The 19637-nt window shown below is 62.0% G+C and carries 18 protein-coding genes; 16 read left to right on the forward strand and 2 right to left on the reverse strand.

What is annotated here, in order from left to right:
* Positions 1 to 4: 4 nt before the first annotated feature.
* Positions 5 to 1312 (reverse strand): ABC transporter substrate-binding protein, encoded by a 1308-nt coding sequence (locus tag ACO07N_RS06670; RefSeq protein ID WP_421980270.1) that lies wholly within the window; start codon positions 1310 to 1312, stop codon positions 5 to 7.
* A gap of 115 nt (positions 1313 to 1427) precedes the next feature.
* On the opposite strand from ACO07N_RS06670, the gene ACO07N_RS06675 reads away from it, so the two are divergent.
* The 9 genes from ACO07N_RS06675 to glnT all read left to right on the forward strand — a co-directional run bounded on the left by ACO07N_RS06675 (position 1428) and on the right by glnT (position 10915).
* Positions 1428 to 2264: an amidohydrolase family protein gene (locus ACO07N_RS06675; protein ID WP_421980271.1), complete on the forward strand. Its 837-nt coding sequence runs from the start codon at positions 1428 to 1430 to the stop codon at positions 2262 to 2264.
* A gap of 306 nt (positions 2265 to 2570) precedes the next feature.
* Complete coding sequence (locus tag ACO07N_RS06680) at positions 2571 to 3380, forward strand: IclR family transcriptional regulator (protein WP_421980272.1); 810 nt, start codon at positions 2571 to 2573, stop codon at positions 3378 to 3380.
* Between the two features lie 26 nt (positions 3381 to 3406).
* Positions 3407 to 4549 (forward strand): extracellular solute-binding protein, encoded by a 1143-nt coding sequence (locus tag ACO07N_RS06685; protein WP_421980273.1) that lies wholly within the window; start codon positions 3407 to 3409, stop codon positions 4547 to 4549.
* A complete protein-coding gene (locus ACO07N_RS06690) occupies positions 4542 to 5684 on the forward strand; it encodes a CaiB/BaiF CoA transferase family protein (RefSeq protein ID WP_421980274.1) in 1143 nt (380 codons plus the stop codon). The genes ACO07N_RS06685 and ACO07N_RS06690 overlap by 8 nt, the downstream gene beginning before the upstream one ends.
* Before the next feature lie 122 nt (positions 5685 to 5806).
* A complete protein-coding gene (locus ACO07N_RS06695; RefSeq protein ID WP_421980275.1) occupies positions 5807 to 6499 on the forward strand; it encodes a helix-turn-helix domain-containing protein in 693 nt (230 codons plus the stop codon).
* 128 nt (positions 6500 to 6627) lie between these two features.
* Positions 6628 to 7524: a class II glutamine amidotransferase gene (locus ACO07N_RS06700; protein WP_421980276.1), complete on the forward strand. Its 897-nt coding sequence runs from the start codon at positions 6628 to 6630 to the stop codon at positions 7522 to 7524.
* 2 nt (positions 7525 to 7526) lie between these two features.
* Complete coding sequence (locus ACO07N_RS06705; RefSeq protein WP_421980277.1) at positions 7527 to 8213, forward strand: protein GlxC; 687 nt, start codon at positions 7527 to 7529, stop codon at positions 8211 to 8213.
* Positions 8214 to 8223: 10 nt separating this feature from the next.
* Complete coding sequence (locus ACO07N_RS06710) at positions 8224 to 9552, forward strand: FMN-binding glutamate synthase family protein (protein WP_421980278.1); 1329 nt, start codon at positions 8224 to 8226, stop codon at positions 9550 to 9552.
* Positions 9553 to 9607: 55 nt separating this feature from the next.
* Positions 9608 to 10915, forward strand: coding sequence for a type III glutamate--ammonia ligase (glnT, locus tag ACO07N_RS06715; protein WP_421980279.1), 1308 nt, complete (start codon positions 9608 to 9610; stop codon positions 10913 to 10915).
* Positions 10916 to 10957: 42 nt separating this feature from the next.
* On the opposite strand, the gene ACO07N_RS06720 is transcribed toward glnT, so the two are convergent.
* A complete protein-coding gene (locus ACO07N_RS06720; RefSeq protein ID WP_421980280.1) occupies positions 10958 to 11947 on the reverse strand; it encodes a GlxA family transcriptional regulator in 990 nt (329 codons plus the stop codon).
* A gap of 114 nt (positions 11948 to 12061) precedes the next feature.
* Between ACO07N_RS06720 and ACO07N_RS06725 the strand changes: the two genes are divergently transcribed.
* The 7 genes from ACO07N_RS06725 to ACO07N_RS06755 all read left to right on the forward strand — a co-directional run bounded on the left by ACO07N_RS06725 (position 12062) and on the right by ACO07N_RS06755 (position 19599).
* Positions 12062 to 13312 (forward strand): sarcosine oxidase subunit beta family protein, encoded by a 1251-nt coding sequence (locus ACO07N_RS06725; RefSeq protein ID WP_421980281.1) that lies wholly within the window; start codon positions 12062 to 12064, stop codon positions 13310 to 13312.
* Between the two features lie 16 nt (positions 13313 to 13328).
* A complete protein-coding gene (locus ACO07N_RS06730) occupies positions 13329 to 13784 on the forward strand; it encodes a pyridoxamine 5'-phosphate oxidase family protein (RefSeq protein ID WP_421980282.1) in 456 nt (151 codons plus the stop codon).
* Positions 13781 to 14068, forward strand: coding sequence for a sarcosine oxidase subunit delta (locus tag ACO07N_RS06735; RefSeq protein WP_421980283.1), 288 nt, complete (start codon positions 13781 to 13783; stop codon positions 14066 to 14068). The genes ACO07N_RS06730 and ACO07N_RS06735 overlap by 4 nt, the downstream gene beginning before the upstream one ends.
* Complete coding sequence (locus ACO07N_RS06740) at positions 14065 to 17022, forward strand: sarcosine oxidase subunit alpha family protein (RefSeq protein WP_421980284.1); 2958 nt, start codon at positions 14065 to 14067, stop codon at positions 17020 to 17022. Before ACO07N_RS06735 ends, ACO07N_RS06740 begins: the two co-directional genes overlap by 4 nt.
* The gene (locus ACO07N_RS06745) at positions 17015 to 17599 is read left to right on the forward strand and encodes a sarcosine oxidase subunit gamma (RefSeq protein WP_421980285.1); all 585 of its coding nucleotides are present in this window, start codon (positions 17015 to 17017) and stop codon (positions 17597 to 17599) included. Before ACO07N_RS06740 ends, ACO07N_RS06745 begins: the two co-directional genes overlap by 8 nt.
* Before the next feature lie 240 nt (positions 17600 to 17839).
* Positions 17840 to 18826 carry a D-erythronate dehydrogenase gene (denD, locus tag ACO07N_RS06750; protein WP_421980286.1) on the forward strand — a complete coding sequence of 329 codons (987 nt, stop codon included), beginning with the start codon at positions 17840 to 17842 and terminating at the stop codon, positions 18824 to 18826.
* Positions 18823 to 19599, forward strand: a complete 777-nt coding sequence (locus ACO07N_RS06755; RefSeq protein ID WP_421980287.1) for an SDR family oxidoreductase — start codon at positions 18823 to 18825, stop codon at positions 19597 to 19599. The genes denD and ACO07N_RS06755 overlap by 4 nt, the downstream gene beginning before the upstream one ends.
* Positions 19600 to 19637: the final 38 nt, after the last annotated feature.

Consider the following 19637-nt stretch of genomic DNA (forward strand, 5'->3'; position numbering starts at 1 on the left):
GACGTCAGTAGACGCCGTTTTCCTGCATCATCTCATCCACGGCTTCCGATGCGTCGCTCAGTGCGTCGTCGATCGACTTGTCGCCAAGGATGGCGGCCTGCAGCTCGGGATAGATGAGGTTGGTCGCTTCGATCCAGTAGGGTGTCTGAGGCGCCGGGAACGCATGCGAGGCGGCCGCCTGGAAGGCCTTCAGCACCTCGGTCCGGTAGGCGTCGCCCTCAGCCGAGGACACAACGTGGTCCCAGACGGCGGTCCGCGTCGGCAGGGGACCTGCGGAGCTCTCCAGTTTCTGGCTGTCCTCATTGGTCAGCCAGGCAACCAGGGACGCCGCAGCTTCCTTGTTGTCACAGGATTCCGTGACGGAAAAGCCGTGGTGGCCGGACCAGCCGGTGCGCACGCCGGCGGTGCCCGCGGGCTGAACCTTGACGCCGACATCTCCGGCCGCCTTGGAGGAGTCCTCGCCGTTGAAGAAACCGGCCCAACCCGGCCAGTCCAGGTTCAGCGCGATCGTTCCGGACGCAAAGCCCTGGCCGAGATCGTCCCAGAGATAGGAGGTCGTGCCTGGAGGAACGGCACCGGCCTCGTAGAGGTCGACGAACCACTTGAGCGCACGCTTGCCGGCGTCCGAATTGAAGGCAGGCGACCAGTCGTCGTTGAACAGCTGCCCGCCTTCGGCAATGACCAGCTCGTAGAAGCGGCCGACGATCGCCTCGTCCTTGCCGGCATATTGCGTGCCGTAGAAATTCGGCGCGTCGGTGAAGAAGATCGCCTGTTCCTTGTACTCGTCCCAGGTGTCGGGCGGAGCGAGATCCCGGCCGGTTTTCGCCTTGTAGGCCGCTTTGTTGTCCTCATCCTCGTAGACGGACTTCAGGTAATAGAGCGCCGACACGTCGAACTGTGCACGCGGCAGCATCACCAGGGCGTCGCCGATCTTGGAGGCGGCGATGTTGGACGGAACATATTCCCCGATGAAGTCGGATGTCAGGTAGGGCGTCAGATCCGTGTAGAGGCTCGGGTACTGGGACGCGAACGAGGAGTGATTGGAGCCGACGCACCAGCCGAGCGTTCCGGCGGCCAGGTCGGACTTGAATTCCTTGTCGAGTTCAAAGTGGTTTTTCTTTGAAATGACATCGACTTTCGCACCGGTCTTTTCTTCCCACTCACCGATGCGCGCATAGAGCGCCTCGTATTGCTGGCCGCCGATCAGCTTGGCCTGCAGCGTCACGCCGTCGAATTCACCGGCAGCAGCATTGCCGGCGACGGCCACCAGCGCGGTCGCGCACAGCAGCGATTTAAGTCTGTGATTACCCATCTGTTCCTCCCGTTGATCGGCGAAGGTCAGCCCTGCACTTCGCGTCAATAATTCATATATAAACTTGACTTTTATATTTAGTCAACGATTATCTGGAAACGGGAGGACCCTCAACATGCTGTTCGATACACACCTGCATCTCATTTACCGGGACCGGCTGGACTATCCCTGGCTGAGCGACGTCGAAGCGCTGAACCAGGACAGCCGGTTCGACACTTACACGCGCAACGCCGGCCGCCTCGGGATCGAGGGGTGCCTGCACATGGAAGTGGACGTCGCTGAGCAGCTGATTGAAGACGAAACCCGGATGATCGAAGAGTTGATGGCTAAACCGGACAGCCTGTTGCGCGGCGCCATTTCCTCCTGCCGCCCGGAGAATGCCGGCTTTCCGGCCTTCCTAGAACGCGCGGCAAGCAATCCAAACGTCAAGGGTCTGAGGCGCGTGCTTCATGTCGTTCCCGACGAAACGAGCACGACGGCAACCTTCCGCGACAACATCAAGAGCATGGCTGGAACGGGGCTAACCTTCGATCTGTGCGTGTTCCCGCGCCAGCATGGCCTGGCCCTGGAGCTGGTCGACCATTGCCCCGACGTCCAGTTTATCCTCGATCACTGCGGCGTGCCCGACGTCGCCGCCCAGTCGTTCGACCCCTGGCGGTCGGGCATCAAGGCACTGTCCGAGCGGCCGAACGTGGCCGCCAAGATCTCCGGAGTGATTGCCTATGGCGATCCGGACACGTGGACCCTTGAGGACATCAGACCCTATGTCGATGAAACCGTCGAAGACTTCGGCACCGACCGGATTGTCTGGGGATCCGACAGCCCCGTCTGCAACCTCGGAGGCGGTCTCGCGATCTGGGTGGCTGCCACGCACAACCTGACAGCAGGCTGGTCTGAAGATGAAAGAAATGCGCTTTACCGCAACAACGCTTGCAGGCTGTGGCAGCTCTAGGGTACGGACTCATAAATGAAGCCGATTTGGCGGCAGAAATGGCAAAACCTCGCGAGGAAGCGTGTGCAGAGCGGGCTTTATGCCCGGTCAAGCGCGGTGACGCTGCGAGGTGAAGCCATTTCTGCCGTCCTTCGGATTTGGCCGTTTTGGCCATCTGCTGCGTCGCGAAAGGCTTGAAAATGAACCACATTTCCCGCGCTTTCGCTCCTCGCAGTTGGTCAAAACGATCCAAACCAAATTCTCTTCATTTATGGGTCCGTACCCTAGGGCACACAGGGCCTTTGAACGAGAAACGAGGGATGCCCCGTGCCTGAGAAAGTCAAGGACAGAAACGAAGGCGGCGACGCCGACGCGAACCTGAAATACAGCGCGCCTGCTCTGTCGAAGGGGCTCGACATTCTGGAACTTCTGGCCGAGCAGTCGCAGGGACTGAAAAAAGCGGAAATCGCGCAGGCGCTCAACCGCTCGATAAGCGAGATCTACCGCATGCTGGCCGTTCTCCAGAGCCGCGGCTACGTGATGCTGGACACCGCAAGCGAGCGCTACTCCCTGACCATGCGCATGTTCGAGCTGTCCCATCGCTTTCCGCCGACGAAGCGCCTGACGGCCGTGGCCGGTGAAATCATGGAAGAAACGGCGATCCGGCTGAACCAGTCCGTTCACCTGGCGATCCTCAACGGCTCCGAAATTCTTGTCATCGCGCAGGTCGATCCGCCGGGAAACAACATCACCTCGGTGCGTCTCGGCGCGCGTGTCCCGATGGTGTTCACGTCATCGGGCGCTTGCCTGAGCTATCAGATGACGCGCGAAAAGCGGGCGCAGATGTGTTCGAAGAACCCCAATTTCACACAAGAAGCGCTGGACGTGTTTGAAGACACGGTGCGGCAGGCTGCCGAAACGGGCGTCTGCCAGAGCCCGTCGGCGATCATTCAGGGGGTCCACAACGTCTCCGTTCCGATTATCGGATTTGGCGGCGAGGTCGCCGCCTCGCTGACGGTGCCTTTTGTCCGGCGCCTCATCAAGTCCAGCGATCCCGACATCGACGCGTGCAAGAAAGTGCTGATCGATGCCGGCAACGAGATATCGAAAAAGATCGGCGCAGGCGCGGCCGGTTAGGTTCGGGAAAACAGGAAAGACAAGGCATGACCGGCGCGATCGCCCTCAAAGGAATGACATGGTCAGACCCGCGCGGCTACGACCCGCTGATAGCGGCGACCGCCGAATTCGAAGCGGCGAACCCCGGTGTGACGATCACCTGGGACAAGAGATCGCTGCAGGGATTTGAAAGCACACCTGTCGATGAACTCGCCGCCGAGTACGATCTCATGATCATCGACCATCCCCATGTGGGGGCCGCTGCCCGCGAGGGCTGCCTGCTGGCGCTTGACGCGAGCATTCCGGAAGAGGACCTCACCGCGATTGCCAATGAAACCGTCGGCAAGAGCTATGCGAGCTACACGATCGACGGCCATCAATGGGCCCTGCCCGTCGATGCCGCCACGCAGGTGCAGGCGCACCGGCCCGATCTCGGCGGTCGGGCCGCGACCTGGGCAGATGTGAAGGAGGCGGCGCTGCAGGGTGCCGTCATCCTGCCGATGCGCCCGCCGCACTGCCTGATGTGCATCTATACGCTCGCCGCCAATATCGGCCATCCGTGCGGATCGGACCGGGAGCGCCTGTTGCCGGGCGACGTTGCAAGAACCGTTTTTTCACAGCTCAAGGCCGTGACCGATCACATCGATCCGGACTGCTTCAAGATGGACCCGATCGCCGCGATGGACCGGCTGGCTGAAGACAGCTCCCTGCGGCTGGCGCCGCTCACCTACCTTTACAAGGGCTATGCCAACCGGGGGTACCGCGCGCATCGCATCGCCTTTACCGATATTCCGGTGCTCGGATCCTTCGGTCCGGTCGGTTCCGCGCTCGGCGGAACCGGTCTGGCGGTTTCCAGCAGGACCCGGCAGCCGGAGCTCTGCAGCCGGTTCGTCGCCTGGGTCGCCGGCGCTGACTGCCAGTCCGGCATTTATGCGCGGGCGAACGGCCAGCCCGGCAATGCGGTTGCCTGGGGAAGCGCCGAGGTGAACGAACCTGTGCTCAACGCCTACTGGAACACCAGACTGACACACGAGGCCGCGTGGCTGAGACCGCGGCATGACGGCTACATGGCCTTTCAGCAGGAAGGCTCGGAGATCGTTAACGCGGCGCTAACCGGCGAAACCGGTATCGACGTGGCTATCGCGGCGCTTGACGCCGCCTTCGCCGCGAGTTTCCGGGAGGGTGCCTGACATGAGAGACGCCCCTTTGAAGGGCCTGAAGATCCTCGATTTCAGCCAGTTCCTTGCCGGTCCTTATGCAACCCTCCGCCTTGCCGACCTCGGCGCGGATGTGATCAAGATCGAGCGCAGCGGCAAGGGCGATCTCTCCCGCTATCTCTACGTGTCCGATGTCCTGATTGACGGGGAGAGCACCATTTTCCACGCCATCAACCGGGGCAAACGCTCCCTCGCGCTCGATCTCAAGTCGGAAGCGGACCGGCAGAAGGTGTGGGAACTGATCGACGAGGCCGATGTCGTCGTGCAGAACTTCCGGCCCGGCGTCATCGAGCGGCTTGGCTTCGGCCCAAAGGACGTCAGGGAACGGAACCCGCGCATCGTTTATGGCTCCGTTTCCGGCTATGGCACCGACAATGACTGGTCCGCCTTGCCCGGCCAGGATCTGCTGGCACAGGCGCGCAGCGGTGTCATGTGGCTGACGGGGGCGGAACAGCACGGACCCGTGGCCATCGGTCTGCCGGTCGCCGACGTGCTGGCCGGCGCGGCCCTGGCGCAGGGGATCCTGGCGCTGCTGGTCCGGCGCGGGATCACCGGCGAAGGCGGTGTTGTCGAAACGAGCCTGATCGAAGCCATCACCGATCTGCAGTTCGAATTGCTGTCGACATTTCTGAACGACGGGCGGCAGACGCCGACCCGTCCGCGCAACAACCCCGCCCATGCCTATCTCGCCGCTCCCTATGGCGTCTATCAGACGGCCGACGGCTATATGGCAATCGCCATGAATGACCTTCAGGCGCTCTTCCGATGCCTTGGGATCTCCGCGTCTCTTGAGGGTCTGGACCCGTTCGAGGACCGTGATGTGATCGCGCGGCTGCTTGCCGAACAGGTCGCCACACAGCCGACGCAGGCGTGGCTGGACAAGATGGACGACGCAGATCTGTGGGCGGCTCCCGTCATGGACTGGCACCAGCTGGTCAACTCCGGGATACTCCAGGAACTCGGCATGATCGGAGAAACACGGCGCGGAGACGAAAGCTTCAATACCCTGCTGTCGCCCCTGCGCATTGATGGCAGCCGCCCGGCGGCGCAGGGACCTGCGCCCTATCTGGGCGAAGAACCGCTTTCCTGGACTTCACCAGCTGACTGACGCAACAGCCCGGCAGCCGGCAGGCCTGGCCGGGGCCTTGACAGGCGGCGTGCGGATAACGGTATCTAGGTACGGGCCCTGGTTTCCTGTGCTCATCCGCTCTCGGAAAGAATATTCTTGAAATGACGAAACACGCAAAATCCGTGAAGAAGGCGGCTGACAAACCGGCCGCGGCATCAAAGGGAGCACAGGGGAGCCTGACGCAAAACCCGCATCAGGTGACCGAAAAGCGGGAAAAGAAGCTCGAACTCGCCATCGGACGGGAAGTGCGCGAGCACCGCAAGCAACTCGGCATCACGGTGGCGGACCTCGCCTCTGCGACCGGGCTTTCGCTCGGCATGCTGTCGAAACTCGAAAACGGCATGATTTCGCCGTCCCTCTCCACCCTGCAGTCCGTTGCCGGTGCCCTGGGGATCCCGATCACCGATCTCTTCAAACGCTACGAGGAACCGCGCAACGCCGTTTTCGTCAAGTCGGGAGAAGGCGTCGAAATCGAGCGCAGGGGAACCCGTGCGGGACACCAGTACAATCTTCTGGGACACATCGAGAGCAACACCAGCGGCGTCATCGTCGAGCCCTATGTGATCAGCCTGACGGAGGAATCGGATGTCTTTCCGACCTTCCAGCATCTGGGCACGGAACTGATCTACATGCTGCAGGGCAAGGTCATCTACCGGCATGGAGACCTGACCTACGAAATGGAAGCGGGCGACAGTCTTTTCTTCGACGCCGATGCACCACACGGTCCCGAAGTCCTTGTTGACCTGCCGATCCGCTACCTGTCCGTCATTTCCTATCCGCAAAAGACCACCTGATCACGCCCATGCCGGTGTGAGCTTCAGATGAGAATATTCCTTTCAGGAAAAATTTATTCTTCATAGTTGAACCACTGGCATTGGCCTGATAACGTCCGTCCGAATTCGAAACGGAGGTTTTGCACGCAATGTGCGGCATTGTTGGATTGTTTCTGAAAGACAAGGCCCTCGAGCCGGAACTCGGGCGGCTGTTGTCGGAGATGCTCGTCACGATGACGGGGCGCGGACCGGACAGCGCCGGCATCGCGATATACACACACGGCGTCGAAAACCGGGGCAAGATCACCATTCAGTCGCAGACCCCGGAAACCGACTTCGGCACTCTTGAGGCGGACCTTTCCGGAGCACTTGGAACAGGCGTCGGCGTCGAGGTCAAATCCACCCATGCGGTCATCACGCTTCCTGAAGACAGGGTGCCCGATGCGCGCGCTACCGTGAAACGCCTGAGGCCCGATGTCACCGTCATGAGTGCCGGTTTGACTGTCGAGATCTTCAAGGAAGTCGGTTTGCCGAAGGACGTGGCAGATCGTTTTGACATTGCCGGGATGTCGGGAAGCCACGGCATCGGTCACACCCGGATGGCCACGGAATCGGCTGTCACCACGAACGGCGCGCACCCGTTCTCCACCGGTCCGGATCAATGCCTGGTGCATAACGGGTCGCTCTCCAATCACAACAATCTGCGCCGCGAGCTCATCCGGGCCGGGCAGACGTTCGAGACCGAAAATGACAGCGAGGTCGCGGCCGCTTACCTGTCGCACAAGCTTCAAAATGGCAGCTCGCTCGGTGAAGCGCTGGAAAGCGGGCTCAGCGATCTGGACGGGTTCTACACCTTCGTGGTCGGAACCCGGTCCGGCTTCGGCGTCGTGCGCGATCCGATTGCCTGCAAGCCCGCCGTCATGGCGGAGACAGACCAGTACGTTGCCTTCGGCTCCGAATACTGCGCGCTTGCGGACTTGCCGGGCATCGAGACAGCCAGGATCTGGGAACCCGAACCGGCAACCGTCTATTTCTGGGAGCATTGACCGTGCGCACATTCGATCTGTCGGCCCAGCCGCTTCGCGAGCTCAACCAGGCCCTTCACACCATAGATGACGGCAGCAACGACACCGCGTTTGAAGTCCTGAACCCGCGCGGCAGTCACGCCGTTGCGGTCGGCATCGATGCGCCGGTCAATGTCGATGTGCGCGGAAGCGTCGGGTACTACTGTGCGGGCATGAATGCCGAAGCCACCGTGACCGTGCATGGCAATGCCGGCCCGGGCGTTGCCGAGAACATGATGTCCGGGACGGTGATCGTCAAAGGCGACGCCAGCCAGTATGCGGGTGCGACCGGGCATGGCGGTCTGCTCGTCGTCGAAGGCAACGCATCATCGCGTTGCGGGATCTCCATGAAAGGCATCGACATCGTCGTGAAGGGCAGTATCGGCCACATGTCCGCGTTCATGGCCCAGGCGGGCAACCTTGTCGTCCTGGGCGACGCCGGCGACGCGCTCGGAGATTCGCTCTACGAGGCGTCACTGTTCGTGCGCGGCTCCGTCAAGAGCCTGGGTGCAGACTGCATCGCCAAGGAGATGCGGCCCGAACACATCGAGCGCCTGAGCGGCCTGCTCGAGAAGGCGGGCATCAGCGACGTGAAGCCGGAAGAATTCACACGCTACGGCTCCGCACGTAAACTCTACAATTTCGACATCGACAATGCGGACGCGTACTGAGGGGCCAGCCATGTCAACCAACAAGCCGATCACGACCCCGCGCCCGTCCGCGACCTTTGACGACTACACGCTATCCGAAATCCGCCGCGCTGCCGCGACCGGGATCTACGACATCCGAGGCGGCGGCGCGAAGCGCAAGGTTCCGCATTTCGACGACCTGCTTTTTCTCGGCGCGTCCATGTCGCGCTATCCGCTGGAAGGCTACCGCGAGACCTGCAACACCAATGTGGTGCTCGGGACGCGCTTCGCGAAGAAGCCGATCGAGCTCAAGATCCCGATCACGATCGCGGGCATGAGCTTCGGCTCCCTGTCCGGCCCCGCGAAGGAGGCCCTCGGACGCGGCGCAACGCTGGCCGGCACCTCCACGACGACCGGCGACGGCGGCATGACCGAGGAAGAGCGCGGCCATTCCGAACTGCTCGTCTACCAGTATCTGCCCTCAAGATACGGCATGAACCCGCGCGATCTCAGGCGCGCCGATGCGATCGAGGTCGTTGTCGGCCAGGGCGCGAAGCCCGGCGGCGGCGGCATGCTTCTGGGCCAGAAGATATCCGACCGTGTCGCGGAAATGCGCACCCTGCCGACGGGGATCGATCAGCGGTCGGCCTGCCGGCATCCGGACTGGACCGGTCCGGACGATCTGGAAATCAAGATCCACGAACTTCGCGAAATCACTGACTGGCAAAAGCCGATCTACGTCAAGATCGGCGGTGCGCGGCCTTACTACGATACGGCCCTTGCGGTGAAGGCCGGGGCGGATGTCGTCGTTCTGGACGGCATGCAGGGCGGCACCGCGGCCACCCAGGAAGTCTTCATCGAACATGTCGGCCAGCCGACGCTCGCCTGTATCCGTCCGGCGGTACAGGCGCTTCAGGACCTCGGCATGCACCGGGAAGTCCAGCTTGTCATTTCGGGAGGCATCCGCAACGGTGCGGACGTGGCCAAGGCGCTGGCGCTCGGCGCGGACGCGGTCTCGATCGGATCGGCCGCGCTGGTTGCCATCGGCGACAACGACCCGCGCTGGGAGGAGGACTACCGGAAACTCGGCACAACGGCCGGGGCCTATGACGACTGGCACGAAGGCCAGGACCCCGCAGGCATTTCCACGCAGGACCCTGACCTGATGAAGCGGGTCGATCCGGTTGCCGCGGGACGGCGTCTTGCCAATTATCTGAAGGTGATGACTCTGGAGACCCAGACAATCGCGCGCGCCTGCGGCAAGAACCATGTCCATAACCTGGAACCGGAAGATCTGTGCGCCCTGACGATTGAATCGGCGGCGATGGCGGGCGTACCGCTGGCGGGCACCGACTGGATCCCGGGCAAGAAGACCTTCTAGATCAACGAAAGACCATAAGAAAATACACCTTTCCAATCGGGAACGAGGAGTATCCATGAGCATCGATCTATCTCAGTTTGCGAAGGAGAATGGGGTCAAGTACTTCATGATCTCCTTCACCGACCTCTTCGGCTACCAGCGTGCCAAGCTGGTTCCCGCTGCCGCCATTGCCGACATGCAGGCGGAAGGCGCAGGCTTCGCGGGATTTGCGACGTGGCTGGACATGACACCGGCGAACTCGGATCTGTTCGCGATCCCCGATGCTTCCTCGGTCATCCAGCTTCCCTGGAAGAAGGACGTCGCCTGGGTCGCGGCAGATTGCGTCATGGACGATGCAGAGGTCGAGCAGGCGCCGCGCAACACGCTCAAGCGGCTGGTCGCAAGAGCGGGGACGCAAGGCCTCAGGGTCAAGACCGGCGTCGAGGCAGAATACTTCCTGATCCTGCCCGATGGATCGGAAATCTCCGATCCGCTGGATACGGCGGAAAAGCCCTGTTACGACCAGCAGGCCGTCATGCGCAGATACGATGTCATTTCCGAGATCTGCGACTACATGCTGGAACTCGGATGGGGCCCCTACCAGAACGACCACGAAGATGCCAACGGCCAGTTCGAGATGAACTGGGAATTCGACGACGCCCTGAAAACGGCCGACAAGCACTCCTTCTTCAAGTTCATGGTGAAATCCGTTGCCGAAAAACACGGGCTCCGGGCAACCTTCATGCCCAAACCGTTCAAGCATCTGACCGGCAACGGCTGCCACTGCCACGTCTCGGTCTGGAACGAGGCCGGCACGGCGAACGCCTTTGCCGATGACACCATGGAACTCGGCCTTTCCGCCGATGGTCTGCATTTCCTCGGTGGCATCATGGCGCATGCGGAAAGCCTCGCCGCGATCACCAATCCGGTGGTGAATTCCTACAAGCGGATCAACGCGCCGCGCACCACGTCGGGCGCCACGTGGGCACCGAACACGATCACCTGGACGGGCAACAACCGCACGCACATGGTTCGCGTACCCGGCCCCGGCCGGTTCGAACTGCGACTGCCGGACGGAGCGGCAAATCCCTACCTGCTTCAGGCTGTCGTGATCGCCGCCGGTCTCAACGGACTGGAGAACAAGTCCGACCCGGGCCAGCGCCATGACATCGACATGTATGCCGAAGGACATCTGGTCAAGGATGCCCCGCGCCTGCCGCTCAACCTGCTCGACGCGCTGCGTGCCTATGACGGCGACGCAGTCCTGAAGGCCGCGATGGGCGAGGACTTCTCGGCTGCCTATCTCAAGCTGAAGCAGAACGAGTGGAATTCCTATGCTTCGCATCTGACCGAGTGGGAGCGGCAGAACACGCTGGATATCTGAGTGAAGGCTGGCGATCCCGGCGCCGGCGTTTGACGGCGGCGCTCAGCTCAACGCGGTCACTTCGCTGATGAATTCCCCGGCCGCCTGCTTGCGGCGGTCGCGCGGCGTTATGCCGAAATGGTTCCGGAACACCTTGCCGAAATGGCTCTGGTTGGAAAAGCCGGTGGCGAGCGCCACCTCCATGAAGCTCAGCCTGGTCTTGCGAATGAGTTCATCCGCCTTCTTCAGACGCAGTCTCATGTAGACCTGCATCATCGGACAGCCGAATTGCTGGTCGAACCGGCGTTGCAACTGGCGCGGCCCACTGCCGCTGAGCATCGCGATCTGTTCGAGCGACAGGGGATCCGCGATGTGCGTTTCCATCAGTTCGACGGCGGCATCGACACTGGCATGAAACGCCTGCCTGCTGTCCGCGAATTCCAGGCGCTGCGGATCCTCCGCGCTGCGAATGCCGGTGTGGATGAACCAGTCGCTGACCGACTTGGCGAGCTCTGCACCGTGATCGGACCGGATGATGGCATGCATCATGTCGAGCGGTGCAACACCACCTGCGCAGGTGTACCGGTCCCGATCGATCACGAACAGTCTGCGTTCCATCAGGAACCTGTCGCTCAAGGCCTGCAGTTCCTCGTAGTACTCCCAGTGAACAGTGAAGCGCCGGTTCTGCATCACGCCGGCCTTTGCAAGAAAAACGGCGCCACCGGAGATCCCACCAAGCGGCACCCCGTGAACGCTCAAGGCACGCAGGTGAGACAAGAGTGCGCTTCCGGGCTGCGCCAGCGGGTCGCCACCGGCAACCACGAACAGGATATCGAGGTCACCGGTCGCGCTTGACAGCGGCTCGGTCTCGAAGGCTCCGCCGCAAGACGACGCGATCCAACCGCCTTCCTGCGAAAACAGGCGCGTACGGTAAAGGCTCCTGCCGCTCAGGAGATTGGCGGCCCGCAACGGCTCGATCGCGGATGTTGCCGGCATGAGCGCATACCCGCCGACAAGGACAAACCCGATAGCTTTCTCATTCCAGCCGATCATCGTCTTTCCTGCAAACCATTTGTGCGCGTCATTATTTGCATAGAATATGACATATTTGGGAGATTTTTGTTTTTACATTCCGGCACACTTCGCTGAAATGAAAGCGAGGAAGCGGTGTCCTATTCAGGTTTCAGGGTCATTCGGGAAGCGCTGACGGGTCACAAGGGCTGGAAACCTGCCTGGCGCGACCCGGACCCGCAATCCGGCTACGACATTGTCATCATTGGCGGCGGCGGGCACGGTCTTGCCACGGCGCATTACCTTGCCAAGGTCTATGGAAAGACGCGCATCGCCGTCCTGGAAAAGGGCTGGATCGGCGGCGGCAATGTCGGCCGGAACACAACCATTATCCGCGCCAATTACCTGCTTCCGGGCAATGAGCGCTTCTACAAGTTCTCGCTGGATCTCTGGGAAGGTCTGGAACAGGACCTCAACTACAATGCCATGGTCAGCCAGCGCGGCATCATGAACCTGTTTCACACCGACGGGCAGCGCGACGCCTACCGCCGGCGCGGCAACGCGATGATCCTGCACGGCACCGATGCGGAGCTTCTGGACGCTGAAGCGGTCCGGCGCGAAGCGCCGTTCCTGGACTTCGACAATGCACGGTTTCCGATCAAGGGGGCTCTCATGCACCGCAGCGGCGGCACGGTCCGGCATGATGCCGTGGCGTGGGGCTACGCCCGCTCCGCGGACAGGCACGGGGTCGACATCATCCAGAATTGCGAAGTCACCGGCTTCCGGATCGAGGACGGCAGGGTAACCGGCCTCGACACAACGCGCGGGTTCATCGGAGCACGAAAGGTCGGCGTTGCGGTCGCGGGCTCTTCCGGCCGGGTGATGGCACAGGCCGGCCTGCGTCTCCCGATTGAAAGCCACGTGCTGCAGGCCTTCGTCTCGGAGGGTTTGAAGCCGTTGATACCGGGTGTCATCACGTTCGGTGCGGGGCACTTCTATGTCAGCCAGTCGGACAAGGGCGGCCTGGTTTTCGGCGGTGACATCGACGGCTACAATTCCTATGCCCAGCGCGGCAATCTTCCCGTTGTCGAAGATGTCTGCGAGGGCGGCATGGCGATCATGCCGATGATCGGGCGGGTGCGCCTGTTGCGCCAGTGGGGCGGCGTCATGGACATGTCCATGGACGGCTCTCCGATCATCGACCGCACATCAATCGAAGGTCTCTATTTCAATGGCGGCTGGTGCTACGGCGGCTTCAAGGCAACCCCGGCCTCCGGCTTCACTTTCGCGCATCTTCTGGCAACGGACCAGCCGCATGAATGCGCGACAGCATTCCGTTTCGACCGGTTCGAAAAGGGCCTGATGATCGATGAAAAAGGGGTCGGCGCCCAGCCGAACCTCCATTGAGGGAAGGAACCCTGCCATGATCACGGAAGCGGCGCGTAACTTGATCGAAACATGGCGCCTTGGATTTGTCGCCACTGCCGACGCCGATGGGCAGGTGAACCTGTCACCGAAGGGGACGTTCATCGTCGTTGATCATGAGACGATCGCCTTTGCCGAAATGCGGTCTCCGAACACGGTGCGCAACATCCGGGTCCGGCCCGGGGTGGAGGTCAATTTCGTCGACATCCTGTCGCGCAAGGGCATTCGGCTGCGCGGGACCGCACGCCTGGAAAGCAAGGGCTCGGCAACCTTCGAGCGCTTGCTCCCGCACTTCTCAGCGCTTTGGCCGGATCTGACCGGAATGTTCAATGCGGTTGTCCTGATCGAGGTCGCCGCCTGCAAGCCGCTCCTGTCACCGATTTACGAACAAGGGGCCTCTGAAGCCGAGCTCAGAGCCCTGTGGAAGCAGAAAATTCAGGACATGCCCGCATGATCATTCCACATCCGCTCCTGGGTCCGAGAGATGCAGAGGAATTCGTCTATCTCGGCGACGCCTCGCTTCTGGACCGTCCGGACTGGCAGGCCGAAAACGCAGACGCTGCCTTTTTCACCTACCAGTATCTGCGCGACAATCCGGCCGGAGCCCATCGTGAACTCTGGTTCCATGAACAGGGCGACCGCTCCTGGCTTGTCGTCACGCGGGATACCACGACACATGAGATCCTGGATGTTGCATTTGCCAGCAACCTCGCCTTGGAAAAGGCGGGCAGCCGATGAGCCAGATCAACCGTCTCCAGAACGGCCTGCTGGACCGCGCCGCGGCAATCTCTTTTCGCTTCGACGACAGGACCTATACCGGCTTCAAGGGCGACACGCTTGCTTCGGCGCTCTTGGCGAACAACGTCAAGCTCGTCGGCAGAAGCTTCAAGTATCACCGCCCGCGCGGGATCCTGACCAGCGGGTCGGAGGAACCGAATGCGCTTGTGGAACTGCGTGAAGGCGCGCTGCGGGAACCCAACACGCGTGCGACCACCGCAGAGCTCTTCGACGGACTTGTCGCGAAAAGCCAGAACAGGTGGCCTTCGCTTGCCTTCGACTTGATGGGTGTCAACGACCTCTTCTCAAGTTTTCTGACGGCCGGCTTCTACTACAAGACCTTCATGTGGCCGAAGGCGTTCTGGGAAAAGCTCTATGAACCGGCCATCCGCCGCGCTGCCGGCCTTGGCGCGGCGAGCGGCGAGGCGGACCCGGATATCTATGACAAGGGGGCTCTTCACTGCGACATCCTGATCGCAGGCGCAGGACCCGCAGGCCTTGCAGCTGCGCTCACGGCGGGCCGCTCGGGTGCACGGGTGATCCTCGCCGACGAGGATTTTGAATTTGGCGGACGGCTGAATGCAGAAACCTACGAGGTTGACGGGCAGCCCGGTTCCGAGTGGCTGAAACCGGCACTGGACGAACTGCAGAGCCTGAAGAATGTCCGCCTCATGAAACGGACAACGGTGTTCGGTGCCTTTGATCACGGCATACATGGCGCTTTGGAAAGGGTCAGCGATCACCTGGCCGATCCGGACGCCGCCCTGCCGCGCCAGATCCTGTGGCGGATCTACGCAAGGCAGATGATCTTGTGCGCGGGCGCCACCGAACGGCCGATCGCCTTTGAAAACAACGACAGGCCCGGCATCATGCTGGCGGGCGCCATCCGGGCCTATGCCAACCGCTGGGCCGTTGCAGCCGACATGCAGACCGCGATCTTCACGAATAATGACGACGGCCACCGCACGGCGCTGGACCTGATCGCAAAAGGACTGGATGTGAAAGCCGTGATCGATGTCCGGCCGGAGGCGCCCAAATTCGGTGACTACGAGTTGCTGGCCGGAGCAAAGGTCATCGACGCCTCCGGGCGGCGCGCCTTGTCGGAGGTCACCGTCCGCCTCGCAGACGGGACCATCCGGACGTTCGCGTGCGGAGCCCTTGGTGTTTCGGGCGGCTGGAATCCGGCTGTCTCCCTGACCTCGCACAAACGCGGCCGCCCGGTCTGGAACCCTGACATTTCCGCATTCGTGCCGCCGGAATTCCTGCCGGCCGGACTGCAGGTCGCAGGGGCTGCCAACGGCGCGTTCGCAACAGCAGATGCTTTCCGGGAGGGCGCGCACGCATCCGGCAATGCGCTTCGGAATCTCGGCATGACCGCCGCTGCGTTTGCCATACCCGCATGCGAAGACAGTCCAGTATCCGTGTCCCCCTTCTGGCACACTGGCGAGGGCAAGGGACGCGCCTGGATCGATTTCCAGAACGACGTGACGGTCAAGGATATCCGCCTGTCGCATCAGGAAGGTTTCCGGTCGGTGGAGCACCTGAAGCGCTACACCACGCTCGGAATGGCAACCGATCAGGGCAAGACAGCCAATGTCGCCGGCCTCGCCCTCATGGCGGAACTGATCGGCAGGACCATCGAGGAAACCGGCACGACGATCTACCGGCCGCCCTATACGCCCGTTGCGATCGGCGCGCTGGCGGGCCGGTCCAGGGGCAAACACTTCCGGCCGGTGCGCACCACACCAAGTCACGACTGGGCCACCGAACAGGGCGCAATCTTCACAGAAGCAGGCCTGTGGCTGCGTGCGCAGTGGTTCCCCCGCGAAGGCGAGACGCACTGGCGCGACAGCGTCGACAGGGAGGTGCTGGCGGTCCGCAGGTCTGTGGGTGTCTGCGACGTGACCACGCTCGGCAAGGTCGATGTTCAGGGCCGCGACGCGGCAACGTTCCTGAACAGGGTCTATTGCAACGGTTTCGCCAAGCTGCCCGTCGGCAAGGTGCGGTACGGACTGATGCTGCGCGAGGACGGTCTCGCGATGGACGACGGCACGGCAGCGCGCCTCGCCGAAGATCATTTTGTCGTCACCACGACGACGGCCAACGCGGTTAGCGTCTACCGTCACATGGAATTCGTCCGCCAGTGCCTGTGCCCGCAGCTGGATGTACAGCTGATTTCAACCACCGAGGCCTGGGCACAATATGCCGTGGCCGGCCCGAATTCACGCAACCTGCTTGCCAAGATCGTCGACCCGGAATTCGATATTTCCAACGAGGCCTTTCCGTTCATGGCCTGCGCGGATCTCACGGTCTGCGGCGGCACCAGGGCACGCCTGTTCCGGATCTCCTTTTCCGGTGAGCTGGCCTATGAAATTGCCGTTCCCGCCCGCTATGGCGACAGCCTCATGCGGGTCCTGATGGCGGCCGGCGAGGAGTTCGATGTCACGCCCTATGGCACTGAGGCCCTCGGCGTCTTGCGGATCGAGAAAGGCCACGCGACGGCCAATGAACTGAACGGCCAGACCTCGGCTGCCCATCTCGGACTGGGCCGAATGGTGTCCCGGAAGAAGGACAGCATCGGCACCGTCCTGTCCGGACGCGATGGACTTTCCGACGAAAACGGCCTGCGCCTCGTCGGCCTGATCGCATCTGAAAAAGACACGTCCATCCCGGCGGGCGGGCATCTGTTCAACGATGGTGCCGAGCACGATCCCGCGAGCGACCAGGGCTGGGTGACTTCGGCCTGTTATTCCCCGCACATGGAAAGGCCGATCGCGCTGGCATTCCTGGAACGGGGCGACACGCGCCACGGGGAGAAGATCGTCGTTGCCAACCCGATTGAAGGCATGACGATGCGCGCGCAGGTCGTCAGCCCCCACTTCATCGATCCGGAAGGAGAGCGTCTGCGTGCCTGACTACAAACTGACCCAATCCGTACCGGGTTCGAAAACGGGTGAGACCCGTTTCACTCTCAAGGATTTCAAATTGGGCGTCGAGCCCGGCCTCGCACTTGCTTCGGTTGCCGTGAGAACCGGCAAGGAAGACGCGGCAGCGGCGCGCCTTTCGGATATCCTCGGAACGGATCTGCCGCCACCCGGTAAATTTCGGCAAGGTGCAGACCACACCGCCTTCTGGATCGGCAGGGACCAGTGGATGATTGCCGCTGACCACGAAACCCGTGAGCATCTCGCCTCCGGACTGAAATCGGTTCTTCAGGACACTGCGTCGGTCACCGAGCAGAATGACGGCTGGGTATGCCTGGATGTGTCCGGACCGGACCTTTCCGGCGTCTTCGAACGCCTGATGCACGCGGACACCGCACTGCTCTCCGAGGGCGCCGCCCTCAGAACCGCCATCGAACACATCGGTTGTTTCATTCTCTGTCTGGAGACGGACACGCACTATCGCCTGTTCGCCGGGCGCTCCTTTGGCGGATCTCTCTTCCAAGTCTTGCGCGAAGGCCTCCGCTCCACCGTTGCCCTTCGGGCGTGAGCGCAAGCCGGGCCGGTTTGCACGTCAAAGATGGAAATCCCGCGCACGGTCGGGACGATCGATCGCGTCCGTGCGGTCCTGATCGCCTCCCTGAAACCGGCTAGCACAGAAAGTTGGAATTGCCGGCGGCAACTTGGTAAAAGCGGACAGCTTTTTCACGAAGCGGATTTCCCGGACAGGCAAATGACGTGTTTTGCAGCGGCAGCTTCGCAAGACACCACTGGAGGAGCACTGAGGAAGATGCGTGTACTTGTGACCGGCGCAGCCGGCATGGTGGGACGGAAACTTGTTGCAAGACTTGCCGAAAATCCGGCTTTGTTCGGCACCGAGGTTGAAAGCCTCACCCTTGCCGATGTCATTGAACCAACAGTGCCGGCACCGCTTCAGGCAATCTCGACCACCCGGACGGTGGACCTTGCCAGGCAGGAAGACGCGGTGTCGCTCGTTGCCGGCAGACCGGATCTCGTCTTCCACCTGGCCGCAATCGTCTCGGGCGAAGCGGAGGTCGAGTTCGACAAGGGCTACGCCATCAACATGGACGGAACGCGCTACCTGTTCGAAGCCATTCGCAGCGAAGCCGCCCGGGAGCCCTATTGCCCGCGTTTTGTGTTCGCGTCCTCGATCGCCGTCTTCGGCGAGCCGTTTCCCGACAGGATCGGCGATGACTTCTTTACAACGCCCTTGACCAGCTATGGCACGCAAAAGGCGATCTGCGAACTGCTCCTGGCCGACTATTCCCGCAAGGGTTTCCTGGACGGGATCGGCATCCGTCTCCCGACAATCTGCATCCGGCCCGGAAAACCGAACAAGGCTGCCTCGGGGTTCTTCTCCAACATCCTGCGCGAGCCTCTCGTCGGCCAGGAAGCCGTTCTGCCCGTTGAAGACGACGTCCGCCACTGGTTTGCCAGTCCGCGCGCCGCTGTCGGCTTTTGTGCGCATGCAGCTTGTCTCGACACATCGCAGCTGGGGGTGCGGCGCAACCTGACCATGCCGGGACTGTCGGCCCTTGTCGGTGAACAGATCGAGGCCCTGCGCCGCGTTGCCGGCGCGAAAGCCGCGAACCTTATCCGCCGGGAACCGGACCCGGACATCCGGAAAATCGTCTCCGGTTGGCCAAGGAACTTTGATGCGCAACGTGCACTGGCACTTGGCTTCGAGGCGGAAGCGAGTTTCGACGACATCATCAAGATCCATATCGAAGACGAACTGGAAGGCGTAATCCCATGACCGAGACTTCAACGAGCACTGCCGACAGGATCGCCCTCGTGACCGGCGGCGGCACAGGTGTCGGCAAGGCGGTCGCCAAGGGTCTCAGCGCGGCAGGCTGGCATGTGGTCATCACGGGCCGGCGCGATCAGGTTCTGGCTTCTGCGGCGGAAGGCCTGGAGCGCGAGACAGGAAACAAGGTTTCCTGGATGACATGCGACGTCGGCGACCCCGGATCGGTCAGTGCACTTTTTGAAAAGCTGCGCGCCGAATTCGGACGGCTGGACCTCCTCGTCAACAATGCCGGCATCGGCAATTCCCCCGTTCCGCTGGAGGAGATCAGCTTCGAGGAATGGAGCAACGTGGTCGCGGCGAACCTGACGGGCGCGTTTCTCTGCACGCAGCAGGCTTTCAAGCTCATGAAGGCGCAGGAGCCCGGTGGCGGACGCATCATCAACAACGGCTCGATTTCGGCGACGACGCCCCGGCCGAATTCAGCGCCTTACACCTCGACAAAACACGCCATTACCGGGCTGACCAAATCGACGTCTCTGGATGGACGCGCATTCAACATTGCCTGCGGCCAGATCGACATCGGCAATGCGGCCAGCGACATGACGGCAAAGATGAGCGGTGGTGTTCCCCAGGCAAACGGCGAACTGGCGCCGGAACCGACTATGGATCCGGCCCATGTCGCCGACGCCGTGGTCTATATGGCCAGCCTGCCGCTCGACGCCAATGTGCTCACCCTGACCGTGATGGCGACGAACATGCCCTTCGTGGGACGCGGTTAGCGCAATTTCCGAAACAGCGCCGCCGGCAGAGCGCCGGC

Origin of the sequence: Roseibium sp. (genome assembly GCF_965229775.1) — a bacterium.
GTDB lineage: Bacteria > Pseudomonadota > Alphaproteobacteria > Rhizobiales > Stappiaceae > Roseibium.

Coding starts and splice junctions, on each gene's coding strand:
- ACO07N_RS06670 (WP_421980270.1), bottom strand. CDS start 1,312: ATGGGTAATCACAGACTTAAATCGCTGCTGTGCGCGACCGCGCTGGTG.
- ACO07N_RS06675 (WP_421980271.1), top strand. CDS start 1,428: ATGCTGTTCGATACACACCTGCATCTCATTTACCGGGACCGGCTGGAC.
- ACO07N_RS06685 (WP_421980273.1), top strand. CDS start 3,407: ATGACCGGCGCGATCGCCCTCAAAGGAATGACATGGTCAGACCCGCGC.
- ACO07N_RS06695 (WP_421980275.1), top strand. CDS start 5,807: ATGACGAAACACGCAAAATCCGTGAAGAAGGCGGCTGACAAACCGGCC.
- ACO07N_RS06700 (WP_421980276.1), top strand. CDS start 6,628: ATGTGCGGCATTGTTGGATTGTTTCTGAAAGACAAGGCCCTCGAGCCG.
- ACO07N_RS06710 (WP_421980278.1), top strand. CDS start 8,224: ATGTCAACCAACAAGCCGATCACGACCCCGCGCCCGTCCGCGACCTTT.
- glnT (WP_421980279.1), top strand. CDS start 9,608: ATGAGCATCGATCTATCTCAGTTTGCGAAGGAGAATGGGGTCAAGTAC.
- ACO07N_RS06720 (WP_421980280.1), bottom strand. CDS start 11,947: ATGATCGGCTGGAATGAGAAAGCTATCGGGTTTGTCCTTGTCGGCGGG.
- ACO07N_RS06730 (WP_421980282.1), top strand. CDS start 13,329: ATGATCACGGAAGCGGCGCGTAACTTGATCGAAACATGGCGCCTTGGA.
- ACO07N_RS06735 (WP_421980283.1), top strand. CDS start 13,781: ATGATCATTCCACATCCGCTCCTGGGTCCGAGAGATGCAGAGGAATTC.
- ACO07N_RS06740 (WP_421980284.1), top strand. CDS start 14,065: ATGAGCCAGATCAACCGTCTCCAGAACGGCCTGCTGGACCGCGCCGCG.
- denD (WP_421980286.1), top strand. CDS start 17,840: ATGCGTGTACTTGTGACCGGCGCAGCCGGCATGGTGGGACGGAAACTT.
- ACO07N_RS06755 (WP_421980287.1), top strand. CDS start 18,823: ATGACCGAGACTTCAACGAGCACTGCCGACAGGATCGCCCTCGTGACC.